This window comes from Crossiella sp. S99.2 (assembly GCF_023094165.1).
Taxonomy (GTDB): Bacteria; Actinomycetota; Actinomycetes; order Mycobacteriales; family Pseudonocardiaceae; genus Crossiella.
In genome coordinates this window covers 965,642-983,032 of record NZ_JALMDK010000001.1, presented here as the reverse complement: position 1 = coordinate 983,032, position 17,391 = coordinate 965,642, and the positions used below count along the sequence as shown (strand labels likewise).

Here is a 17,391-nt window from a genome sequence, read left to right as displayed (position 1 = left end):
GGCTGCCCGCCCCGTATCTAGCCCTGAACGAGCTTGCGCCACTGCTCCACCCAGCGCTCCCGGCCCTCGGCGATCTTGGCCGCGGGCAGCGTGGCGGCCTGCCGCGGCTGCGGCGCGACCTGCTGCCACACCGCGGGCAGCGCCACACCCTCGCGCGCCGGGTAGACATACATCTGCTCGGCGACCTGGGCCTGGAACTTCTCCCCCAGCAGGAAGTCGACCAGCCTGCGCGCGGCCTCGGGCTGCTTCGCGCCCTTGAGCACGCCGGTGTACTCGACCTGGCGGTAGCAGGTGTCCAGCAGCGCCTTGGTCTTCGGCTTGCCGTCCGGCCCGACCTCGGCCGCGGGCGAGGAGGCGTAGGAGAGCACGATCGGCCGGTTTCCCTTGCCGCCCACCGAGAACTCCTGCTTGTAGGCGGTCTCCCAGCCGTTGACCACCTTGACCCCGTTGGCCTTCAACCGGTTCCAGTAGCCCGCCCAGCCGTCCTCGCCGAACTTGGCCACCGTGTTGAGCAGGAAGGCCAGGCCGGGTGAGGAGGTCGCCGGGTCGGAGACCACCAGCAGGTCCTTGTACTTCGGATCGGCCAGCTCGTCCAGGGACTTCGGCTCGGCCAGCCCCTTCTGCGCGAAGTAGGCCAGGTCGACGTTCATGCACACATCGCCCAGATCGACCGCGGACAGCGCGCCGGAGCTGTCCGCGGCGTAGCGCTGCGGGCCCTTGGCCGCCTCCGGGCTCTGGTAGGGCTCCAGCAGGCCGTTGTCGATGGCCCGGGAGGCGAAGGTGGAGTCCACGCCGAAGACCACGTCGCCGAGCGGGTTGGCCTTGGTGAGCACCAGCTGGTTGGTCAGCGCGCCCGCGTCGCCCAGCGCCCGCTGCTCCACGGTGATGCCGCTCTGTTTCTTGAACTCGGCGAACAGGCCCTCGCTGACCGCGAAGGACTCGTGCGTGAGCAGCACCACCTTGGTCTCGCCGGGCGGGGCCGGGGTGGTCCCGGAACCGCCGATCAGCGAGCAGCCGGTGAGCATGGCAAGGGTGGTGACCAGCGCGAACGCGGCCGTGGTGCGACGCAAAGTTCCTCCTGACGCAATCCCTACACCGGCATGATCCGGATCAGGTGCGGACGGTCGAGAGCTGACCGCTCTCCTCTCAGCCCGGCTACACCGGACTCCCGTGGCATCTAGGGGGATGACCTTACGCCGGGTCGCGCGGACGCACCCGCACGAGGACCATGAAGGCATGGCCGAACTGCTGAGCGACGACCAGATCCACGATCACCTGCTCCGGCTGCCGCAGTGGCTGGCCGAGGGCACCGCGCTGGTGCGCACGGTCGAACTGGACAGCTTCCCGCAGGCCATCCAGGTGGTGAACCGGGTGGCGGAGATCGCGGAGAACGACAACCACCACCCGGACATCGACATCCGCTGGCGCACCCTGACCTTCCGCTGCTCCACCCACTCCAAGGGCGGTATCACCACGCTGGACGCGGCCCTGGCGCAGGAGATCGACGGTGTGATCGAGGCGATCGCCGGCTAGGTCCGGAACGGCCCGGTGACCTCGTAGGTGATGCCACCGCTGCTGGACCCGCTGGTGCCGCGCTGGGAGGAGAAGTAGAGCCGGTTGCCGGCCGGGCTGAACGCGGGTCCTGTGATCTCCGACCCGCTCTGCCCGGTGATCCGCAGGAACGGCGCGACGATGCCGGCCGGGGTGATGATGCAGATCTCCATGTTGCCGCCGTCCTCGGCCACGAACAGGTCCCCGCTGCTGGTCCCGGTGACATTGTCCACCCCGGTCAGCGGCGCGGCGCCGCCGGTGACCAGGTTGTCGTCGTAGGTCAGGCTGATCGAGCTGGTGCCGGCGTTGTACGCCCAGACCCGGTTGTCGCCCTTGGTGGTGAACCAGCAGGTGCCGCCCGCGTAGTAGCAGCCCTCGCCGCCGTTGAAGCGTTTCGCGCCGACGACCTGGTTGCGGGTCGCGGTCGGGCTGCCGTCGACATCGCCGACAACGCCCCAGGTCACCGGGCCACTGGTCTGCGAGCTGGTGCCCTTGAGGACCTCCAAGGTGCCGGCGGAGAGATCGCCCCAGATGGTGGGTTTGAAGCGGTAGAAGCAGCCGTCCGACACGTCCTCGGTGAGGTAGACGTAGCCGTGGTCGGGGTCGGCGGCGCAGGCCTCGTGCTTGAACCGGCCCATCGCGGGGCGGCGGATGGCGGCCTTGACTCCCCACGGATCGGTTTCGTAGACGTAGCCGCGGTCGACCTCCTCGCAGGACAACCAGGTGTTCCAGGGGGTGGCGCCCCCGGCACAGTTGACGTTGGTGTTGGCCAGCGTGCGGTAGGCCCCGGTGATCTGGCCACTGGCGTTGAACTTGACCGCCCCGACCCCGCCGGTGCTGGACACCTCGCTGTTGGAGACGTAGATCCAGCCGCTGCCGTCGGCGAAACAGGCCCCGCCGTCCGGCGCCGGGTGCCAGGTGTAGCCGGTCCCGGTCACCTGCTGCCCGGTCCGCGCGATGACCCGGCTGGTGAAGCCCTGCGGTAACTGGATGCCGTTGCCGTCCGCGGCCAGCAGCGGACCGTACGGACTGGCCCCCGGCTGCGCGCCGTCGGCGAAGGCGTCCCGCCAGGCCGCCCCGCCAAAGGCCGCGGCCGCGGCGCCGACCACGGCGACTCGCAGGAAGTTGCGTCGTTCCACGGTGAACTCCCGTCAGTTCGGGTGACACTCAGGAGTCTTGCGAGCGCCAAGGGTCACCGGTACGGGCAAAAGTCCGGTGAACGAAAGATGAAGCGCGCCAAAAGGATGAGCGCCGATAGCCGACTGTCCACAGTGGACACAGCGGGACAGGCGTGCCGAGTTTGGCTATGGTCGTGGACGTGTCTGAACCCGAGCGTCAACTCGTCAGGCCCACTGTCCACGCGGTCGTCCTGCACGGCGACCGCCTACTGGTGCGGCGATCCAGTGATGCACCGGAGGGCACCGGCTACGCCTTCATCGGCGGCCAGTGCGCCCCGGGCGAGACCTTCGAAACCCGGCTGCGCCAGGCAATCGACGAGCAGACCAGCACCCGGTTGGTCCAGTCCGAGTACCTGTTCGTGGTCGAGCATTTCTTCACCGAGGCGGACCAGCCCGCGCACGCGGTCGAGCACTACCTGTGGGCCTCGGTGGACCGGGTCGCGGTGAGCGGCCGCACCCCCGGCCACGACTACGAATGGCTGCCGCTGGCCACCCTGGCCGAGTCCGACCTGGCCCCGCACCCGGTCCGCGACCTGATCGCCGCGGGCAGGCACCGGGACCCCAGGCACCTGGTGGTCCGGGACGGCGAACTCGCCTGATCAGTTCACGCACGGACAGGCCCAGCGGCGATGCCAGTGCGGGGCCTCGGCCGACTCACGGATGCCGAGCCGGTCGAAGACCTCCCTGGCCTCCCGCCAGGCCCGGTGCGCCGCGGGCTGGTCCCCGGCCGCCGCGTGCGCCGCGCCCACGTCCCGCAGGGTCCGGGCCCGCCACACCGGCAGCCGCAGCTCCGCCCAGCCCGTCAGCGCCAGGTCCAGGTAGCGCAGCGCGGGTTCGATCTGGCCCTGGGCCAGGCGGCTCTCGCCCAGGGTGCGGTGCAGCAGGGCCAGGCCGAAGGTGTCGTGCAGGGCCTGGCTGGTCTGGGCGGCGCTGAGCAGGGCGGCTTCGGCCTGTTCGGGGCGGTGCTGGCGGATCCAGACCTTGGCCAGGGCCTGGGTGGTGTCGCAGCAGAGCAGGTCGTCGGCGACCGCGCTGACGATGCGGTGACTGCGGCGGCAGTACTCCTCGGCCTCGTCCCAGCGGTCGGCGGCCCGGTGCACCAGGCCGATGCCACGCAGGGCCAGCGCCTCGCCGCGTTCGTTGCCCGCGGCGCGGTAGGAGCCTGCCGCGGCGGTCAGGGTGTCGATGGCCTCGGGGTCCTCGCCGAGTTCGCGGTGGGCGTAGCCGATGCCGTAGAGGGCGTGCGCGACGCCTTCCTCATCGCCGCTGGTGGCCAGCATGTCCCTGGCCCGGCGCAGGGCGGGCAGCGCGGCGGCGTGGTCGGCGAGTTCGCGGCCGACCATGCCGATGCCGTTGAGCGCGACCGCCTCGCCCCTGGTGTCGCCGACCTCGGTGAACAGCGCCCGCGCGGTGCGGAAGTGGGTGCGGGCCAGTTCGTAGCGGTCCCGTTTGTAGTGCAGCTGGCCCAGGCTGCATTCCAGCGCGGCCTCGCCCCTGCGGTGGCCGGTGCGGCGCAACGCGCTGATCGCGGCCTCGTGCGTGCGGGCCCAGCCGTCGTAGCGGTTGCGCACCGCGAAGAAGCTGAACACCAGCGCCTCGGCCAGTGCCGCGGCCAGCTCGGCCAGGTCCAGTTCGGCGGCCCTGGACACCGCGGCCACCAGCGCGGGCTCCTCCTGCTCGAACCAGCGCTCAGCGCCGGTGATCCGCGGCCGGGGCTGGGTGCTCAGGTCGGTGTGGCAGAGCCTGGGCACGGCGGGCGGCAGTGGCTCAGCCAGCTCGTCCACCGCGGCCAGCAGCGCGGTCACCGCCCTGCGCACCGCCTCCCGCCGCTCCCCTGCGGTGTCCTCCAGTTCGGCGCGTTCCCTGGCGTGCAACCGGACCAGGTCGTGCATCCGGTAGCGCAGCGGTTCGGCGGGCGCGCTGCTGACCTCGATCAGCTGGGCGTCCACCAGCTGATCGAGCACGTCCTCGGCGGTCTCCTCCGGCTCGCCCAGCAGCGGCGCGGCCAGCCAGCCCGGCAGGTTGCCGTAGCCCAGCGTGCCCAGCAGCCGGTAGGCGCGGCGGCTCGGCTCGTCCAGGCCCAGGTAGCTCACGGCCAGCCCGGTGCGCACGGCCAGATCGCCCACGGACAGCTCGTCCAGCCGCCGCTGCTCGTCCCGCAACCGGCCCAGCAGCCGGGACACCGGCCAGTGCGGGCGGGCGGCGAGTTTCGCCCCGGTGATCCGGATCGCCAGCGGCAGGTACCCGCACAGCTGCGCTGCCTCGGCCACCGCCGCGGCCTCGGCACTCACCCGCTCCGCGCCCAGCAGCCGCACGAACAGCTCCCGCGCGTCCACCGGCGGCAGCACGTCCAGCGCGACCCGGCGCACCCCTTCCAGACCGGACATCCGGTGTCTGCTGGTCACCAGCACCAGGCAGTCCGCGCCACCGGCCAGCAGCGGCCGGACCTGGCTGGCCCCGGCGGCGTCGTCGAGCACCACCAGCACCCGCCGCCCGGACAGTTCGGCCCGCCACAGCGCGGCCCGCTCCCGCAGTCCCTCCGGAATCCGCTCGCCCGGCACCCGCAGCGCGCGCAGCAGCGCGTCCAGCACCTCCTCCGGCGCGAGCGAGCCCAGTTCGACGAAGAGCTGCCCGTCCGGGTAGCGCGGGGCCAGCCGGTGCGCGGCCCGCACCGCCAGGGCGGAACCCACTTCGGTACCCTACTCTGGTCGTATGACCCAGCCAAACGACGTTACCGCAGGTCAGAACCCCTTGTTCCTCCCCGTGATCGACTCCTACGGCCGTCTCTCCCGGGTGCCCGACACGGGCGAACTGGAGAAGATCGAGACCCAGTGGGACGACAACCGCGCCCGTATCGCGAAGGTCGGCAAGCTGGGCCTTGAGCTGTCCGACGGCTTGAGCGCGTGGAAAAAGGGAGTGGTCCGGCCAGACTGGGAAAAGCTGCTCGAACGGGTCCGCGCCGGAATCTCCCAAGGTATCTGCGTCTGGCACGTTGACCGCCTGTTCCGCAGACCGAAAGACCTGGAAACCCTGATCGAACTCGCCGACAACGGCTTCGTTGTCATCTCCTCCCACGGCTCACGAGACCTGTCCGACCCGGATGACCGGTTCATCCTGCGGATCGAGGTAGCCCACGCGGCACGCTCCAGCGATGACACCCAACGGCGCGTGAAACGACGGAAGCAGGAAAACCGCGAGCAAGGACTCACCAACGGCGGATCACGAGCCCTGGGATTCCCGGGGCGAAACCGCCGCGTAGTCGGAGAACGGAAAAAGCGCATGGAAACGGGAGACGCCCTAGAAACGATGGCCGAAGCACCAGCGGAACAGGTTCTCTGGGAACGCGAGCAGATCGCGCAGGCATGCCAGGACCACGCTGACGGAGTGGCACTCAAAGCGATCTGGCGACGCTGGATCGACAGTAATCTGCTCAGCGTTTCCGGCCAGCCCATGAGCCCCCAAGCAGTCGCCGCTATCCTCAACCGCGCCAGCAACGCGGGACTGATCGAGCATGACGGGGTCATCGTCGGCAAGATGCGCGACCACGAGAACGTCAGAATTATCGAGCCGGAACTGTTCTATGAGCTGCGCGCGAAGTTCGCGGCCCGCCGAAGAGGGAACGTCGTCGGCGAGAAATGTGTAGCCTCCGGCATTCTCCGGTGCGGCACATGCGGAGTCACCATGTACTCCCGCTGCCAGGCAGACGGGAAACGCGCCTACCGGTGCCGACTCGACCGCAAAGGCTGCGGGAAGACTCAGGGTTCGATGACGGGAATCGATGAGCAGTTGCGAGAACTGGTGATCGCACGCCTGTCAGATTCCCGTTATGCCGCCGCGATCTCCGCCGCACGCGAAGCCGTGTCCGAGGAACTGAACACAACCACGGACAGCATTGAGCGAATCAAGAGGATTCAACGCGGCCTGGCGGAGCGACTGGGCACGGAGGAAATCGACATTGACGAGTTCGACGCGGCGAACCGCCCGCTGTCGAAACGCCTGAAAGAACTACTCGCGACCCGGGAACGGCTGACCGGCGGCCAGATCGACGGGCCCGTGAAAGCGATGTCTGCGGAAGAGGTGGAACATCAGTGGAAAAAAGGCGAGATTCCGGAACGGCGCGTGCTGCTGACCCGTGCGCTGGGCACGGATCGGATCGTGCTGGACAAGGCCACAGCCAAGGGCGGCAATGGGTTCGATGTGGAGCGGTTGCGGCTGGTTCCGCATCAGGCGTGGGTCAAGGAGTTCGGCGAGTAGGCAGAGCGAGACGGACTCGCTGGCTGGGCTGCGATCGCGTCAGCGACGCTGCCCGGCAGGGCATGCACACTGGAATGAGTGGCTACAGAAGCCAGTCGGAGTTGCGACATCAGTCCTCCTCGGACGGGGTGAGCTGCGGTTTATCAGGGGACGGCGTGTCCCATTCACTGTCCCGCTGTATACGGGACAGTGAATGGGACACAGAATGGGATACTGAATGGGACGGTGAATCACTCGCCCTTGCCGACTCAGCCGATCCGCCCGATTCTGGTCGTTCCAGTGCGCCGGGCGCGGCGGTGAGGCGTCGCCGTGTCGCGGAGTCGGCGCGTTGGGTGAAGCTCAACCCGGTCCGTGCCCGCGAGGCGGTCCGCAGCGTCTATCAGGCGGCTGTGTCCTGGCCGGAGATCCGCCGCAGAGTCGCCCCCACGCTGTCGATATCGCGTGTGGTCATCGGCGGGGCGGTGGCGGCCACCACGGCCCAGTACTGGGCGTTGTCGCACGCGGTGGCCTCCGGCGCGCACAGGTCGGCTGGGCTGCATTCCAGCGCCGTAGCCAGCCTGGCCAGCACCGGCCCGGCCGGGGTGTGTGTCCCGGCTTCAGCGGCACGGACCCGCTCCGTGCTGACCCTGGCCAGCCGGGCCAGGGCGCGCTGTGCCAGGGCACGGCGGTGGCGGTAAGCCCGCAGACGGGGCGGAGAGAACACCCGCGCCCCTAGGGCAGGGCCAGGGCCGCTGGAGCGGCCCTGCCGCGTCTCAGCGGCCGGGAGAGCCTGCGGGATGTGGTCGCGGTGACCGGGAACGGCGTCGGCTGACATCACGGCCTCCGGGGCACGGGAAGCGGGTTGCCGTGGTCGACAACCCTGATGCCCTGAAAACCAAACGTGACACCGTTATTGGACATCGGGGAAGCGAACAGTCCCCGGAGGGATCGGGCTGTGCGCCCGCCCGGCCCGCGCCGAACTGGATCAGATCCCTAATTAGGTACCGAGTCGGGCGAAGCACCGGTAGCCCTGCAATAGCCACTGACCAGCAGCAACAGCGATGCTAGGGGCTACCGCTCTAACAGGTCACTCGATCGGACCGGGGTCCGGACCGTAGCCAGGACGCTCGATGAGCGCTCACGCCCACGGCGCACGCTGCGGATGACCGCGTGCTGCGGCTCTGCCCTGTGCGCGGTGGTGTTGCCGACCGTGACGCGCCGGGGCGGCACCTGTCCGGTCCTGTGTGGACAGCGGTTGCGGCCGGGCCGGGTAAGTCCAGCGTAATAGGGCTGCAATAGCCGCATAGTCGCCAGCTAGTAGCCGCATAGTAGATCAACAACGGTGAGGGCGGAGGCTGCGGCACGCTCTGGTGCCGGTGGCCTCCGCCCTCACCGGTCGGGGTGGTGCGGTCGGTGTTACGTGGTCTCGTCGCGGCGGGAGATCCGCCGCAGGATCGCTCCAACACTGTCGATATCCCGTGTCGTCATCGGCGGCGCGGTCGCTGCCACGGCCGCCCAGTACTGGCGGTTGTCCCGGGCCTCGGGCTCCGGGGCGTACAACTGTTCCGGGGTGATCTGAAGGGCCTCAGCCACGGCGGCCACCTTCTCCGGGGTGGGGTTGTGCGCTCCGGACTCCACCGCCTCCACCCAGTCCGTGCCGACCCCGGCCCGGTGGGCCAGTGCGTGCGCGGTCATTCCCTGCCGGTGCCGGTGGGCCCGCAAGCGTGGTGGGCTGAACACCAGGGTGGCCGGTGGTGGTGATGGTGGTTCTCCTTTCCTGGGTCGGGGGATCTTCGGGGGCACGGTGGGGGTCTCGGGGGTCTGGGTGATCACCCCCGTTCCCGGTAGGCCGCCTGGATCGCGGCCCGGTCATAGCCGTTGCGGTTGCGGCCGTCGCGCTTGATCTGCTGGGAGCTGATTCCCCAGGGGCGCAAGGCATCCGCGATCTGTTCGGCACCCCAGGACCGGTAGCGGGGGAACTGGGCCGTCAGGCGCACGATCAGTTCTTCGGTCCACAGCCGGGCCTCGCCCCGGAACACCGAGAGGATGTCCGCGACGGCCTGTGGATCGGCCTGCGGCTCAGCCGCCCGGTGCTTGCCCGCGACCGGGGCTGAGAGCGCCGGAGAGGGCCGCAACCGCTGGGCCCGCGCCCGGGTGGCCGCGTCCATCTCCGGACGACCCAGCGAGGCCCGGTGTTCGCCGCGTTCCCACGCATGCTCGGCGGAGAGTGCGCGGATCTTGCTCACGATCGGTTCCCGCGACCCGATCGCGTCCATGTAGAGCTTGCCCGCGTCCTCGGGGTCGTCTCCGGATGCCGCGTTGAGCCGATCCGGCCGCCAGCCCTCCGCGATCCTGTTGGGCCCCAGCATCAAGCGCACGTCGGCGTGCCGACACGGCATCAGAATCCGCAGGGCGGCCGATTCGGCGATGGCCTCCCCGAGGGTGTCCGAGGTGGCCTCGGTGGTGCCGAGGATGACCGTCACCCGCGACTTGCGGCCGATGCCCAACAGCCCAATGGTCAACGCCTTGGCCTCCGGGGTGAGCCGGGCGTACTCATCGATGAAGACCACCAGCGCGGGACGCTCGGCACTGGGCCGCCACGCCTCACCCATGCCCAGCGCGGAGAGCATCCCCGGCCGGGCCGCAGCGTAGGAGTAGGCCACGGTCAGCGCGTCGGTGATCTCCTCGGGGGTGCGGGCCCGCCGCCCCACGGCGTCACCGAAGCAGTCCAGGCCGTTCCCTGCCGGGTCCAGATCCCATGCGATGGCATCCCGGCAGGCGGTGACCACATCGGCCAGCGCCCGCAGAGCCACACTCTTGCCCGCACCGGAGAGGCCCACCACGATGCCGTGAACCCCTTGCAGGGCAACGGAAAGGTCACCCCCGTCCATCCGGCGGCCGATCACGTGGGGGTCGCGGATGGACAGAGAGTTCGGGGCCCGGTACAGGGCCTCGGGCAAGCCCTCGAACGGGTCCCGTTTGGCCATGCGCAGCACGATCCGCGCGGCCCGGTGCCGATCGGGGGTGGCCAGCACACCCCGGGTCGGCAGGTCCAGGGTGGTGGTGATCGCATCCAGTTTGGACACCAGGTCGGCCGGGGTGCCGCGCTTGAGCACCGCAGCGGCTTCCCAGCCCCACGGCTGGCGGGCCACGTCCTCAACGGAGCGCAGTTCGATACGCTCAGCTAGGAGGGCCCGCCGCAGGCATTCGGCGACCTCGGCCCGGGTGTGGGCATCGGCCAGCGGGTAGGGCTCATCCGGGCCCGCTTCGGCCTCGGGCGCATCCTCGGGCCCGGGGGCACCCGGGCGGACCCGGGTCCCGATGAACGCGCACACGGCCACCGCCGCGAGCACCAGCCCGACCTCGGCCGGGTTGCCGAAGCGGGCGAGCAGCCGGGTAGCGCCCCACCACACCAGGGCGGCCAGCACGCCCAGCAGCAGCGTGCGGCGGATCGCGGTCTTGCGCCAGGTATCCCGGAAGTGCTTGGCACGCTTGGGTTTTCCGTCTCGGGTGGCCTCGGCCACCAGGGGGGCGAAATCCAGGGCCAGGCAGTAGCGGCCCAGCACACCCAGCAGCCAGACCAGCCCGATCACGGTGGAGGTGATCAGCCTTCCCAGCACCCGGGGGCCTCGCCGCAGGGCGCGGCGTGCCTGCCGGGCCAGGGCGCGCCGCAGCAGCGGCGGGGCGGTGTGCCGCAGCCACCCGAGGGCGTCGCGGGCCGGGGGTTGGGCACGGTGCCAGACCCAGCGGGCCCCGGCCGCGACGTGGCGGCCCAGGCAGCGCCCGGCCCGGCCCAGTAGCGCCCAGCACCGCCAGGCCCGCACGCGGCCGGTGGTGTGCCATGCCCAGGCCCTCGCCTGGCCCAGGGCGAGGGCGACGCGGACGGCGAACACGGAGCGGCCCAGCCAGAGTGAGAGGGCCCCGGCCCACTCCAGCCGGGCGGCCAGCAGAGCGTTCCACCACGCGGCCAGCCCGAGCCGCAACCCCGTCCCGCGGGCTTCCCGCGGACCACTCTTGTTGATCTTGACCGGGCCCCGCCGGCCGCTATGTTGATCTTTATCTGTGCTGATCAGGGGAGTGGTTGCCGACCCGGTGACGGGGCCGGACTGTGCGCGCGGGTCGCCCGCGCCGTCATCGGGCCTCAAGCGGCATCACCCGCGCCACGGAGGGGCCCGGCCGCCGGAGGGCGGTCGAGCCGCTCGCACTCGTCGATGTATTCCCCGGCCGCTGTCGCGAGCAGGGCGCATTCGGTCTCGATCTCCCGGTACAGCCACGTCGTGACCGGCCCGGCCGCGACGGTGCCCAGCTCTTCGGCCAGCACGGAGAGCCTGACCAGTCGTTCTTGCATGTTTTCCCAGGTCATCATGGGTGCGTAGTGCCTTTCGGTCGTGTGATGGTCGGCGGGGCGCTTCCCCGCCTGACTGCTCTATCGCACTGCTATAGAGCAGTGTTACGAAGCACCATAACACGACTGGACACACTGCTGTAGAGCACCTAGCCTGAGCAGTGCGCAACAGCAGACACCGACAGAGGCCGACAGAGGCCACAGACACCAGCGAGACACCGGAAGCAGCGCAGCCGCCACAGGCGGCACCCAAGGTCAGGAAGCGACCATGACGACGTACCTCTACCGCGACATTGCCGACAAGATCCGCGCCCAGATCACCAGCGAGGAACTCCGGCCGGGCGACCCCATCCCCAGTGACCGCGCCCTAGTCCAGGAATTCAGCGCTTCCCTCGGCTCAGTCCGCAAGGCCGTGAGCGTGCTCCGCGAGGAAGGCTTGATCCAGAGCTTGCAGGGCCGGGGTTCCTTCGTGCGCGACCGCCACCGCACCACCCGCACCTACCCCCGCAGCCTGGCCAGCCAGCCCGCCAGCCACCCCGGGGCCGCCGTTGGGCTGACCGACCCGGACGCGGCGGCCTGGACCCCCCACGGCGAACCTCTGACCTACCGGGTCGAGGCCGATCGGCAACTGGCCTCCCTGCTGGGAATCGCCGAACATACGCCGGTGTTCGTCTGCGACACGGTGCACGTGGCCGAGGGCGGCCGGAAGAGGACTCACCGCCTCTACGTGCCGTTCACCACCGCCAGCGCGATTCCGGAACTCAAAGAACATCCGTTCCGGGACCCGAATGACCTCTATGGCATCCTCGCCGGTCACGGCACCGAACTCGACATGGTCGACTACGTCACCGCCGTTATGCCCACACCCGATGACGCGGCCACCCTCAACATTCCCCCGGCTACGCCCATGCTGGTTATTCGCAGGCAGGTCCGGGATGAGAACGCGCATGTATGGGCGGCCGAGGAAATCCACATCTGCGCCGATGCGGCGCAACTGGCCTACCCGGTCCGCCCGGCCGCCCTGGCCACATCCTGACTTTCCGCCACAACAAGACCCGGCCGGTCCTTCTCCGGCCGGGTCTTGTCACGTCAGGCGGCTGCGTCGTCCTGTGTGGACAGCGCAGCCACCTCCCGTATCAGCCTGTCCCAGGCCACCGCCCCGGCCGGGGTCATGACCACGGTCACCTGAGCCAGTCCGGCCGCGCTCACCCCGGGGACAAGGTAGAGGACATCCTCGCTCAACCCGTTGTGCGCCAACAGCTTTCGCAGCCACTCCGCCCACTGCGCAGCCTCCTCCCACGTGCCCACCAGCTCGGCCGCCCCGCCCGCAGGCACCGACAGGAACGGCACGCCCCCGCACTCCGCGTGGTACTCGCCCTGCGTGGTCATCGTGTGTGCCCTTTCACCGTCTCCGGTGATCGCACACGACCCGCGCATGACGATCACCCCCTGTACGCTCTGGTACAGGGGGTGGTGCGCCATCCCTCGGCCGGGCCGCCCCCGTCTCTTTCCGGGAAATCGGGGCGGTTCGGTCCCTATCTACTTCGGCGACACAAAGTTTCTCGATTTCTGCATGCAGGCGAAGCACTCAACAGCGCCGGGGCGAGCACCCCACCCAATCTTGGTCGTGTCGCGGTAGAGATAGCAGCCGGTGAGAATCTGACTGCCGCGTTTATCCGTCCCTGCCACGATGACGATATGGGTTTTGCCGTCATAGGCGCTGTCGAGTAGATGGACCCGACGACCGGCCGGGTAGTCATTTTCTCCCACCGGCCTCTCCCTGATGCGCCGCATGGTGCCTGGAACTGCGGTAGACCGCGACGGATCTGCGGTGATCTCCTCCCGGAGCTTCAATCACCATTCGCGAGATGGTTCTCCGAAATGCCGGGTCCCTGTACGAGAAGGGAAGAATCGCCCAATGCTTCTCGGGCAGGAACAGGGCGCATTGGTGACAGATGACCGAGGCGGGACCAATGGCCGCCAGCTCGACATTGACCGCGCCGAGACTCCGCCCGCAGTACAGTTTCACCCGTTCCGGCAGGCAGCCTTTCTGTTCCTTCACGTATACGTGTTTCGGGACGGCGCTGATATGGATAATCGGGATACCGACCGGCGGCTCAGCAGTGATCACCAGACCGACGTGGATCATATCGCCGGACTGTGCGGACGCAGATTTCCGGCCGGTCATTGCGCGCCCGCCTTTTCCTCTCCCGATAGAAGGCTGAAGACGAGTTCGGCCAACTGCTTCCGGAAGGCTAGATCCTGATAGATCGGGGGCAGAACGTCGTAAAATTCCTCGGGAATCGACAAGGCGCACATGAGGCACAGCGTCGAATCCACGTGAATCTCCGCCTCTTCGACTTCTGCGGACTTGACCACGGCCAGGCAATACAACGTGATCACCTCCGGCAAGCTCTCCTCACATTCGCCCCCGACTACCGCCACAGGTGCGATATGAGTCAACGGAAGCGAACGCACAGACCCGTTCCCGTCACTCGGGAGGATCACGCCCACCTGTCGCACCCGACACGAGCCCACCGGGTCCCCGTTAACCCACATGGCGAACCTTCTTCCTCTTCGTTCCGCCCATTCGGTCAGCGGGAAGCGGAGTGGCACCGGCCAGCCACTTCCGCATTCCGGGCCGCTGGTATCGCGTCGGCAGGAACCCCAAGTGTTCCTGCGGCACTGCGAGAACACAGCCTTTGCAGACAATCGAATCGTTCCGGAGGTCGGCCGAGACAGCTTCGGATCGGGCATTGGAGAGAACACGTCCGCACAGCAGGGAAAGTCGCCGAGCCGGTAGAACACCCCTATTCTCGTGAGCCAGTTCCGCAGGCCGGGCCTTAATGGTTCCCATGTGAACGGCAGGCATGTGCATGTCGGCACGCAACGTCAGGGCGATTAGCTCATCCGTCATGGCTGCCACCCTTGCTTAGCGGCCGACACAGGCAGCGGAATGCATACCTGAGAAAACCGACACGGGCATGTTTGGGCCGCGCGAGCGATGCGCATGAATCTGGAGCCTCTAGCGGCTTCATAAACTTCCTGCCCGGAAACACTCTTGCCGTCAAGCAGGAAGTGCACCGACACCGGGGAGGAGTCACCATAGGGGCAACCTGAATGGATACGCCACAGAGCGTGCTGTACCTACCTTTGTCTTGAGCAATACCGCTAGCTATGGCGGCCAGCGTCACATAGTGGCTTGTACCGTCACGGGACGTCATCTCAGCAGCCCGGATGGTTTCCGCAATTTCATTCGTCACGGCGGGCCCACCCTTCCGTCACTCACCTAGTCATGGCCGTCAGCACCTATCCGCATCGGCAGTTGTGTGCTGAAAGGTGCACTCTGGGCACCTGTGGTGTAACCATGGACTGATGGAGGCAGCAACAGAGACGGCACTCACTGCAAGACCCTGCAACTCACCGCAAGTTTCCTACGCGCACCCGTGGCGCAGGCGGGGAGGGCCGTACAGTCGGGCTCGGTGGGTCACGGATGGCGGTACGGCTGAAAGGGTGAACGGGCTATGAAGGCACCCGCCAACCGACTCGATCAGTTGATTCGGGAACGATCTTGGGATGTCATCGATTTTCGGCGGGCATATCGAGAGATTGGAGGGGTAGAGCTACCCGACCGAACCGCTCATTGGTGGGTATCTGGAAATGTTGCGACGCGCCCCCGTGGTGCACAGGTTAAGGAGACGCTGGAGAAGCTGTTCCACGAGGGCGTTGACAGCCTATTCGGGCCTCCCGCAAAGCCCAGTACTAGCAATTTGGTTACGCTCAACAGAATGACGGAGGTGGAACGGGTAATGACCGCCGGGCGTGAATCGGTAGAGCATGCGCGTGCGGCCGCCGCGTCTATCCAGCCGGGCCCTATCGAACAGGTACTGGCAGACGCGCGCCTTGCAGCAAGCGAGTACTTCAATAAGCCGCCCTTTGCGCTACTGGTAGACCTAGTGAGTCAGCGCAATGCAGTCTACGATCTTCTTAAGATGACGAATAAGCCACGACAGAAGGCAGAGCTTTATGCAGCGGCGGGGCAACTCTGCGGACTTTTGTCCTCTGTCAGTTGGGATCTTGGACAGCCCGCTGTTGCGGCGGATCAGGCCCGCGCGGCTTACACATATGGGCAGCTAATCGATGAGCCTAGCCTTTGTTCCTGGGCGCGCGCACTGGAGGTAACCATTGCGCTATGGTCGAGTAGGCCCAAGGATGCGAAGCGAATCGCAGAGGCTGCGATTCTCGAAGCTCCGCGCGGGACCGCGCGAGTCAGGCTGTACGCGGTTTACTCCCGCGCTCTGGCAATGCTTGGTTCCCGCAAGGAAGTAGAGTCAACCCTAAATCTTATGCAAGACGAATTGGAGCTTGCCGGACAGGATCTATTTCTTGATGAGACAGGCGGAGAGCTGGCTTTTGATCGAGCGCGGGCTACACTTTGCGCAAGCTCCGCATACGTCGCGTTGGGAGATTCAGAGAACGCCGAGAGTAACGCAAACCTTGCCCTGGGCCTTTTCGCGGAACAAGAAGAAGAAAACCGCTGGACGGCCGGTCAACTTGCGGCACGTATCGACTTGGGAGCCGCCCGGGTTATTGGTCGAGACCTTGCCGGGGCCGAGGACTCATTGCTACCAGTTCTCAGACTGAGCAGAGATATGCGCACTGAAGCGCTAATCAAACGACTTGAGAACATGGATAAGGTCCTCGGCACCCAGCAGTTCAGAGGGTCTATTGAGGCTACTCGAATCTCTGAGCGAATTAAGAGCTTCGCGGGTGATGCAATCGGGCGCGTGAAGCGACCTGAGATCGAGTCCGGACTCAGCTAATGGACCTTGCTTGCCCATTCTGCCAGAATCCTAGCCTCCTTTTCTGGTGCGATTCCCTGTTCTCCCTGTCGTTCGTGCTCAACCAGGCTACCGTTAGCGGTAAGCCACTCCCAGGTATCCGACACGGTTTCCGTGATTGGCCTGCAAGTAAGGCCCGCAGCTCGCGCATTCGATGAGTCCACGTTCCATGCGCCAGCGTAAGTCCGCCATAGCGGAATCTCGGTCCATTGCTTGACTCCGTGTTCGATGAGGAGATCCTCAGCAACCCATTCGAAAGTCGCATCACTCTTCGTCACTTCTTTGCACGAAGTCAGGAAGTCGTTAAAAGTGTCATGCCCTTCGGCAGTGGCGTTGAAGGTACCCGGAAGCCCGCCCGCACATTTGGCTGCAAACTGTGCCACGTCTCGAACGTCGATCGGCTGAATAGAACGGCCTGGGTTACCCGGAGCAAGAATCTTGCCTCCGCGCTCGACTCTTCTCAACCACCACGGAAGCCTACCGACGTACTCATACGGCCCAAGAATTACCCCGGGTCGAATTACGGTTGTGGCAGCCTCCCCAAAAACGTGCTTGACCGCAGTTTCTGCCCCCGCCTTCTGAAACCCGTACATACTCGGCCCCGGGTCGCCCTCGAAGCCGAAATCTTCCCCTGCATCGTACGGGCACTCCAAAACTGGCGAAATTTCCGTGAGTGGCGAAATCGGCCAACCTTCGTACACAGAAACCGTGGATATGAAGACGTATCGACTAGCCACAGTCTCTAGGGCCTTAGCTGTTTCGAGTACTACCCGTGGAACAAATCCGCTCGTATCGATCACGGCGTCCCAAGGGCCCTGCTTGGCTAGATTCCTCAAACTGTCCGGATCTTCCCTATCACCCTTGATCAGCTTGACCCCGGGGACACTGTGACCGGTCTTGCCACGGCGAAACGACGTGACATCCCATCCCTGGGACAGCGCGGCTTCAACGATGGTCCGGCCGAGGAACCACGACCCGCCCAACACCAGCAGTCTCATACAGCCATCCTGGCCCATGGCTCCGCCGTCCGCGAAGGGACGACCAGGGTCTACTGAGGTAGGCACCGGCAGACCTTGCACTGCCGGGCGATAGCTATGGTGACCTGCCGGGTAGCGGGTAGAGCCGGGTAGCGGGCCCTACCGGTACCCGGTCGGTTTTCCCAAGATCCGGGGCCACAACGTGTGAGTACGGGTGCCTACCTCTACCCCGCCCGGTCACCCCGGCCGGTGGTCACTGACAGGGG

The 17,391-nt window shown here is 67.2% G+C and carries 17 protein-coding genes and 1 riboswitch; of the genes, 5 read left to right on the top strand and 12 right to left on the bottom strand.

Going from position 1 to position 17,391, the window contains the following annotated elements:
* Window positions 1-17: 17 nt before the first annotated feature.
* Complete coding sequence (locus MZC64_RS04830; RefSeq protein WP_247756264.1) at window positions 18-1,025, bottom strand: thiamine ABC transporter substrate binding subunit; 1,008 nt, start codon at window positions 1,023-1,025, stop codon at window positions 18-20.
* A gap of 44 nt (window positions 1,026-1,069) precedes the next feature.
* Window positions 1,070-1,182, bottom strand: a riboswitch (TPP riboswitch).
* 54 nt (window positions 1,183-1,236) lie between these two features.
* Here MZC64_RS04830 and MZC64_RS04825 point away from each other — a divergent pair.
* On the top strand, window positions 1,237-1,533 hold the full coding sequence (locus tag MZC64_RS04825) for a 4a-hydroxytetrahydrobiopterin dehydratase (RefSeq protein ID WP_247756263.1): 297 nt from the start codon (window positions 1,237-1,239) through the stop codon (window positions 1,531-1,533).
* Here MZC64_RS04825 and MZC64_RS04820 read toward each other — a convergent pair.
* Entirely contained in the window at window positions 1,530-2,690 is a 1,161-nt protein-coding gene (locus MZC64_RS04820; RefSeq protein WP_247755819.1) for an alkaline phosphatase PhoX, read from the bottom strand. The two genes, MZC64_RS04825 and MZC64_RS04820, sit on opposite strands and share 4 nt — an antisense overlap.
* A gap of 179 nt (window positions 2,691-2,869) precedes the next feature.
* Between MZC64_RS04820 and MZC64_RS04815 the strand changes: the two genes are divergently transcribed.
* Complete coding sequence (locus MZC64_RS04815) at window positions 2,870-3,328, top strand: NUDIX domain-containing protein (protein ID WP_247755818.1); 459 nt, start codon at window positions 2,870-2,872, stop codon at window positions 3,326-3,328.
* Here the strand turns inward: MZC64_RS04815 and MZC64_RS48525 are convergent, their stop codons facing one another.
* Window positions 3,329-5,419, bottom strand: coding sequence for a tetratricopeptide repeat protein (locus MZC64_RS48525; protein WP_247797661.1), 2,091 nt, complete (start codon window positions 5,417-5,419; stop codon window positions 3,329-3,331). It lies immediately after the preceding gene.
* Between the two features lie 22 nt (window positions 5,420-5,441).
* Here MZC64_RS48525 and MZC64_RS04805 point away from each other — a divergent pair, with 22 nt between their 5' ends.
* Window positions 5,442-6,983 (top strand): recombinase family protein, encoded by a 1,542-nt coding sequence (locus MZC64_RS04805; protein WP_247757936.1) that lies wholly within the window; start codon window positions 5,442-5,444, stop codon window positions 6,981-6,983.
* 379 nt (window positions 6,984-7,362) lie between these two features.
* Here the strand turns inward: MZC64_RS04805 and MZC64_RS04800 are convergent, their stop codons facing one another.
* The 4 genes from MZC64_RS04800 to MZC64_RS04785 all read right to left on the bottom strand — a co-directional run bounded on the left by MZC64_RS04800 (window position 7,363) and on the right by MZC64_RS04785 (window position 11,325).
* Window positions 7,363-7,686 carry a helix-turn-helix transcriptional regulator gene (locus MZC64_RS04800; protein WP_247757937.1) on the bottom strand — a complete coding sequence of 108 codons (324 nt, stop codon included), beginning with the start codon at window positions 7,684-7,686 and terminating at the stop codon, window positions 7,363-7,365.
* A gap of 692 nt (window positions 7,687-8,378) precedes the next feature.
* Window positions 8,379-8,702: a helix-turn-helix transcriptional regulator gene (locus MZC64_RS04795; RefSeq protein ID WP_308300967.1), complete on the bottom strand. Its 324-nt coding sequence runs from the start codon at window positions 8,700-8,702 to the stop codon at window positions 8,379-8,381.
* Window positions 8,703-8,791: 89 nt separating this feature from the next.
* Window positions 8,792-10,945 (bottom strand): hypothetical protein, encoded by a 2,154-nt coding sequence (locus MZC64_RS04790; protein WP_247757939.1) that lies wholly within the window; start codon window positions 10,943-10,945, stop codon window positions 8,792-8,794.
* A 158-nt stretch (window positions 10,946-11,103) separates the two neighbouring features.
* Window positions 11,104-11,325, bottom strand: coding sequence for a hypothetical protein (locus MZC64_RS04785; protein WP_247797660.1), 222 nt, complete (start codon window positions 11,323-11,325; stop codon window positions 11,104-11,106).
* A 250-nt stretch (window positions 11,326-11,575) separates the two neighbouring features.
* On the opposite strand from MZC64_RS04785, the gene MZC64_RS04780 reads away from it, so the two are divergent.
* The gene (locus tag MZC64_RS04780; RefSeq protein ID WP_247757941.1) at window positions 11,576-12,343 is read left to right on the top strand and encodes a GntR family transcriptional regulator; all 768 of its coding nucleotides are present in this window, start codon (window positions 11,576-11,578) and stop codon (window positions 12,341-12,343) included.
* A gap of 53 nt (window positions 12,344-12,396) precedes the next feature.
* On the opposite strand, the gene MZC64_RS04775 is transcribed toward MZC64_RS04780, so the two are convergent.
* The 4 genes from MZC64_RS04775 to MZC64_RS04760 all read right to left on the bottom strand — a co-directional run bounded on the left by MZC64_RS04775 (window position 12,397) and on the right by MZC64_RS04760 (window position 13,719).
* Window positions 12,397-12,696, bottom strand: coding sequence for a hypothetical protein (locus MZC64_RS04775; protein ID WP_247757942.1), 300 nt, complete (start codon window positions 12,694-12,696; stop codon window positions 12,397-12,399).
* Between the two features lie 150 nt (window positions 12,697-12,846).
* Complete coding sequence (locus MZC64_RS04770; RefSeq protein ID WP_247757943.1) at window positions 12,847-13,077, bottom strand: hypothetical protein; 231 nt, start codon at window positions 13,075-13,077, stop codon at window positions 12,847-12,849.
* Window positions 13,064-13,456, bottom strand: a complete 393-nt coding sequence (locus MZC64_RS04765) for a hypothetical protein (RefSeq protein WP_247757944.1) — start codon at window positions 13,454-13,456, stop codon at window positions 13,064-13,066. Before MZC64_RS04765 ends, MZC64_RS04770 begins: the two co-directional genes overlap by 14 nt.
* 35 nt (window positions 13,457-13,491) lie before the next feature.
* Window positions 13,492-13,719 carry a hypothetical protein gene (locus MZC64_RS04760; protein ID WP_247757945.1) on the bottom strand — a complete coding sequence of 76 codons (228 nt, stop codon included), beginning with the start codon at window positions 13,717-13,719 and terminating at the stop codon, window positions 13,492-13,494.
* A 1,376-nt stretch (window positions 13,720-15,095) separates the two neighbouring features.
* Here MZC64_RS04760 and MZC64_RS04755 point away from each other — a divergent pair.
* Window positions 15,096-16,130, top strand: a complete 1,035-nt coding sequence (locus MZC64_RS04755; RefSeq protein ID WP_247757946.1) for a hypothetical protein — start codon at window positions 15,096-15,098, stop codon at window positions 16,128-16,130.
* Here MZC64_RS04755 and MZC64_RS04750 read toward each other — a convergent pair.
* Entirely contained in the window at window positions 16,127-17,146 is a 1,020-nt protein-coding gene (locus MZC64_RS04750) for an NAD-dependent epimerase/dehydratase family protein (protein WP_247757947.1), read from the bottom strand. The two genes, MZC64_RS04755 and MZC64_RS04750, sit on opposite strands and share 4 nt — an antisense overlap.
* Window positions 17,147-17,391 lie beyond the last annotated feature (245 nt).

Bases quoted from the DNA above. Each gene is read 5' to 3' on its own strand.
- MZC64_RS04825 (WP_247756263.1), top strand. From the start codon at position 1,237: ATGGCCGAACTGCTGAGCGACGACCAGATCCACGATCACCTGCTCCGG.
- MZC64_RS04780 (WP_247757941.1), top strand. From the start codon at position 11,576: ATGACGACGTACCTCTACCGCGACATTGCCGACAAGATCCGCGCCCAG.
- MZC64_RS04755 (WP_247757946.1), top strand. From the start codon at position 15,096: ATGACGGAGGTGGAACGGGTAATGACCGCCGGGCGTGAATCGGTAGAG.
- MZC64_RS04765 (WP_247757944.1), bottom strand. From the start codon at position 13,456: ATGATCCACGTCGGTCTGGTGATCACTGCTGAGCCGCCGGTCGGTATC.
- MZC64_RS04830 (WP_247756264.1), bottom strand. From the start codon at position 1,025: ATGCTCACCGGCTGCTCGCTGATCGGCGGTTCCGGGACCACCCCGGCC.
- MZC64_RS04785 (WP_247797660.1), bottom strand. From the start codon at position 11,325: ATGACCTGGGAAAACATGCAAGAACGACTGGTCAGGCTCTCCGTGCTG.
- MZC64_RS04750 (WP_247757947.1), bottom strand. From the start codon at position 17,146: ATGAGACTGCTGGTGTTGGGCGGGTCGTGGTTCCTCGGCCGGACCATC.
- MZC64_RS04775 (WP_247757942.1), bottom strand. From the start codon at position 12,696: ATGACCACGCAGGGCGAGTACCACGCGGAGTGCGGGGGCGTGCCGTTC.
- MZC64_RS04805 (WP_247757936.1), top strand. From the start codon at position 5,442: ATGACCCAGCCAAACGACGTTACCGCAGGTCAGAACCCCTTGTTCCTC.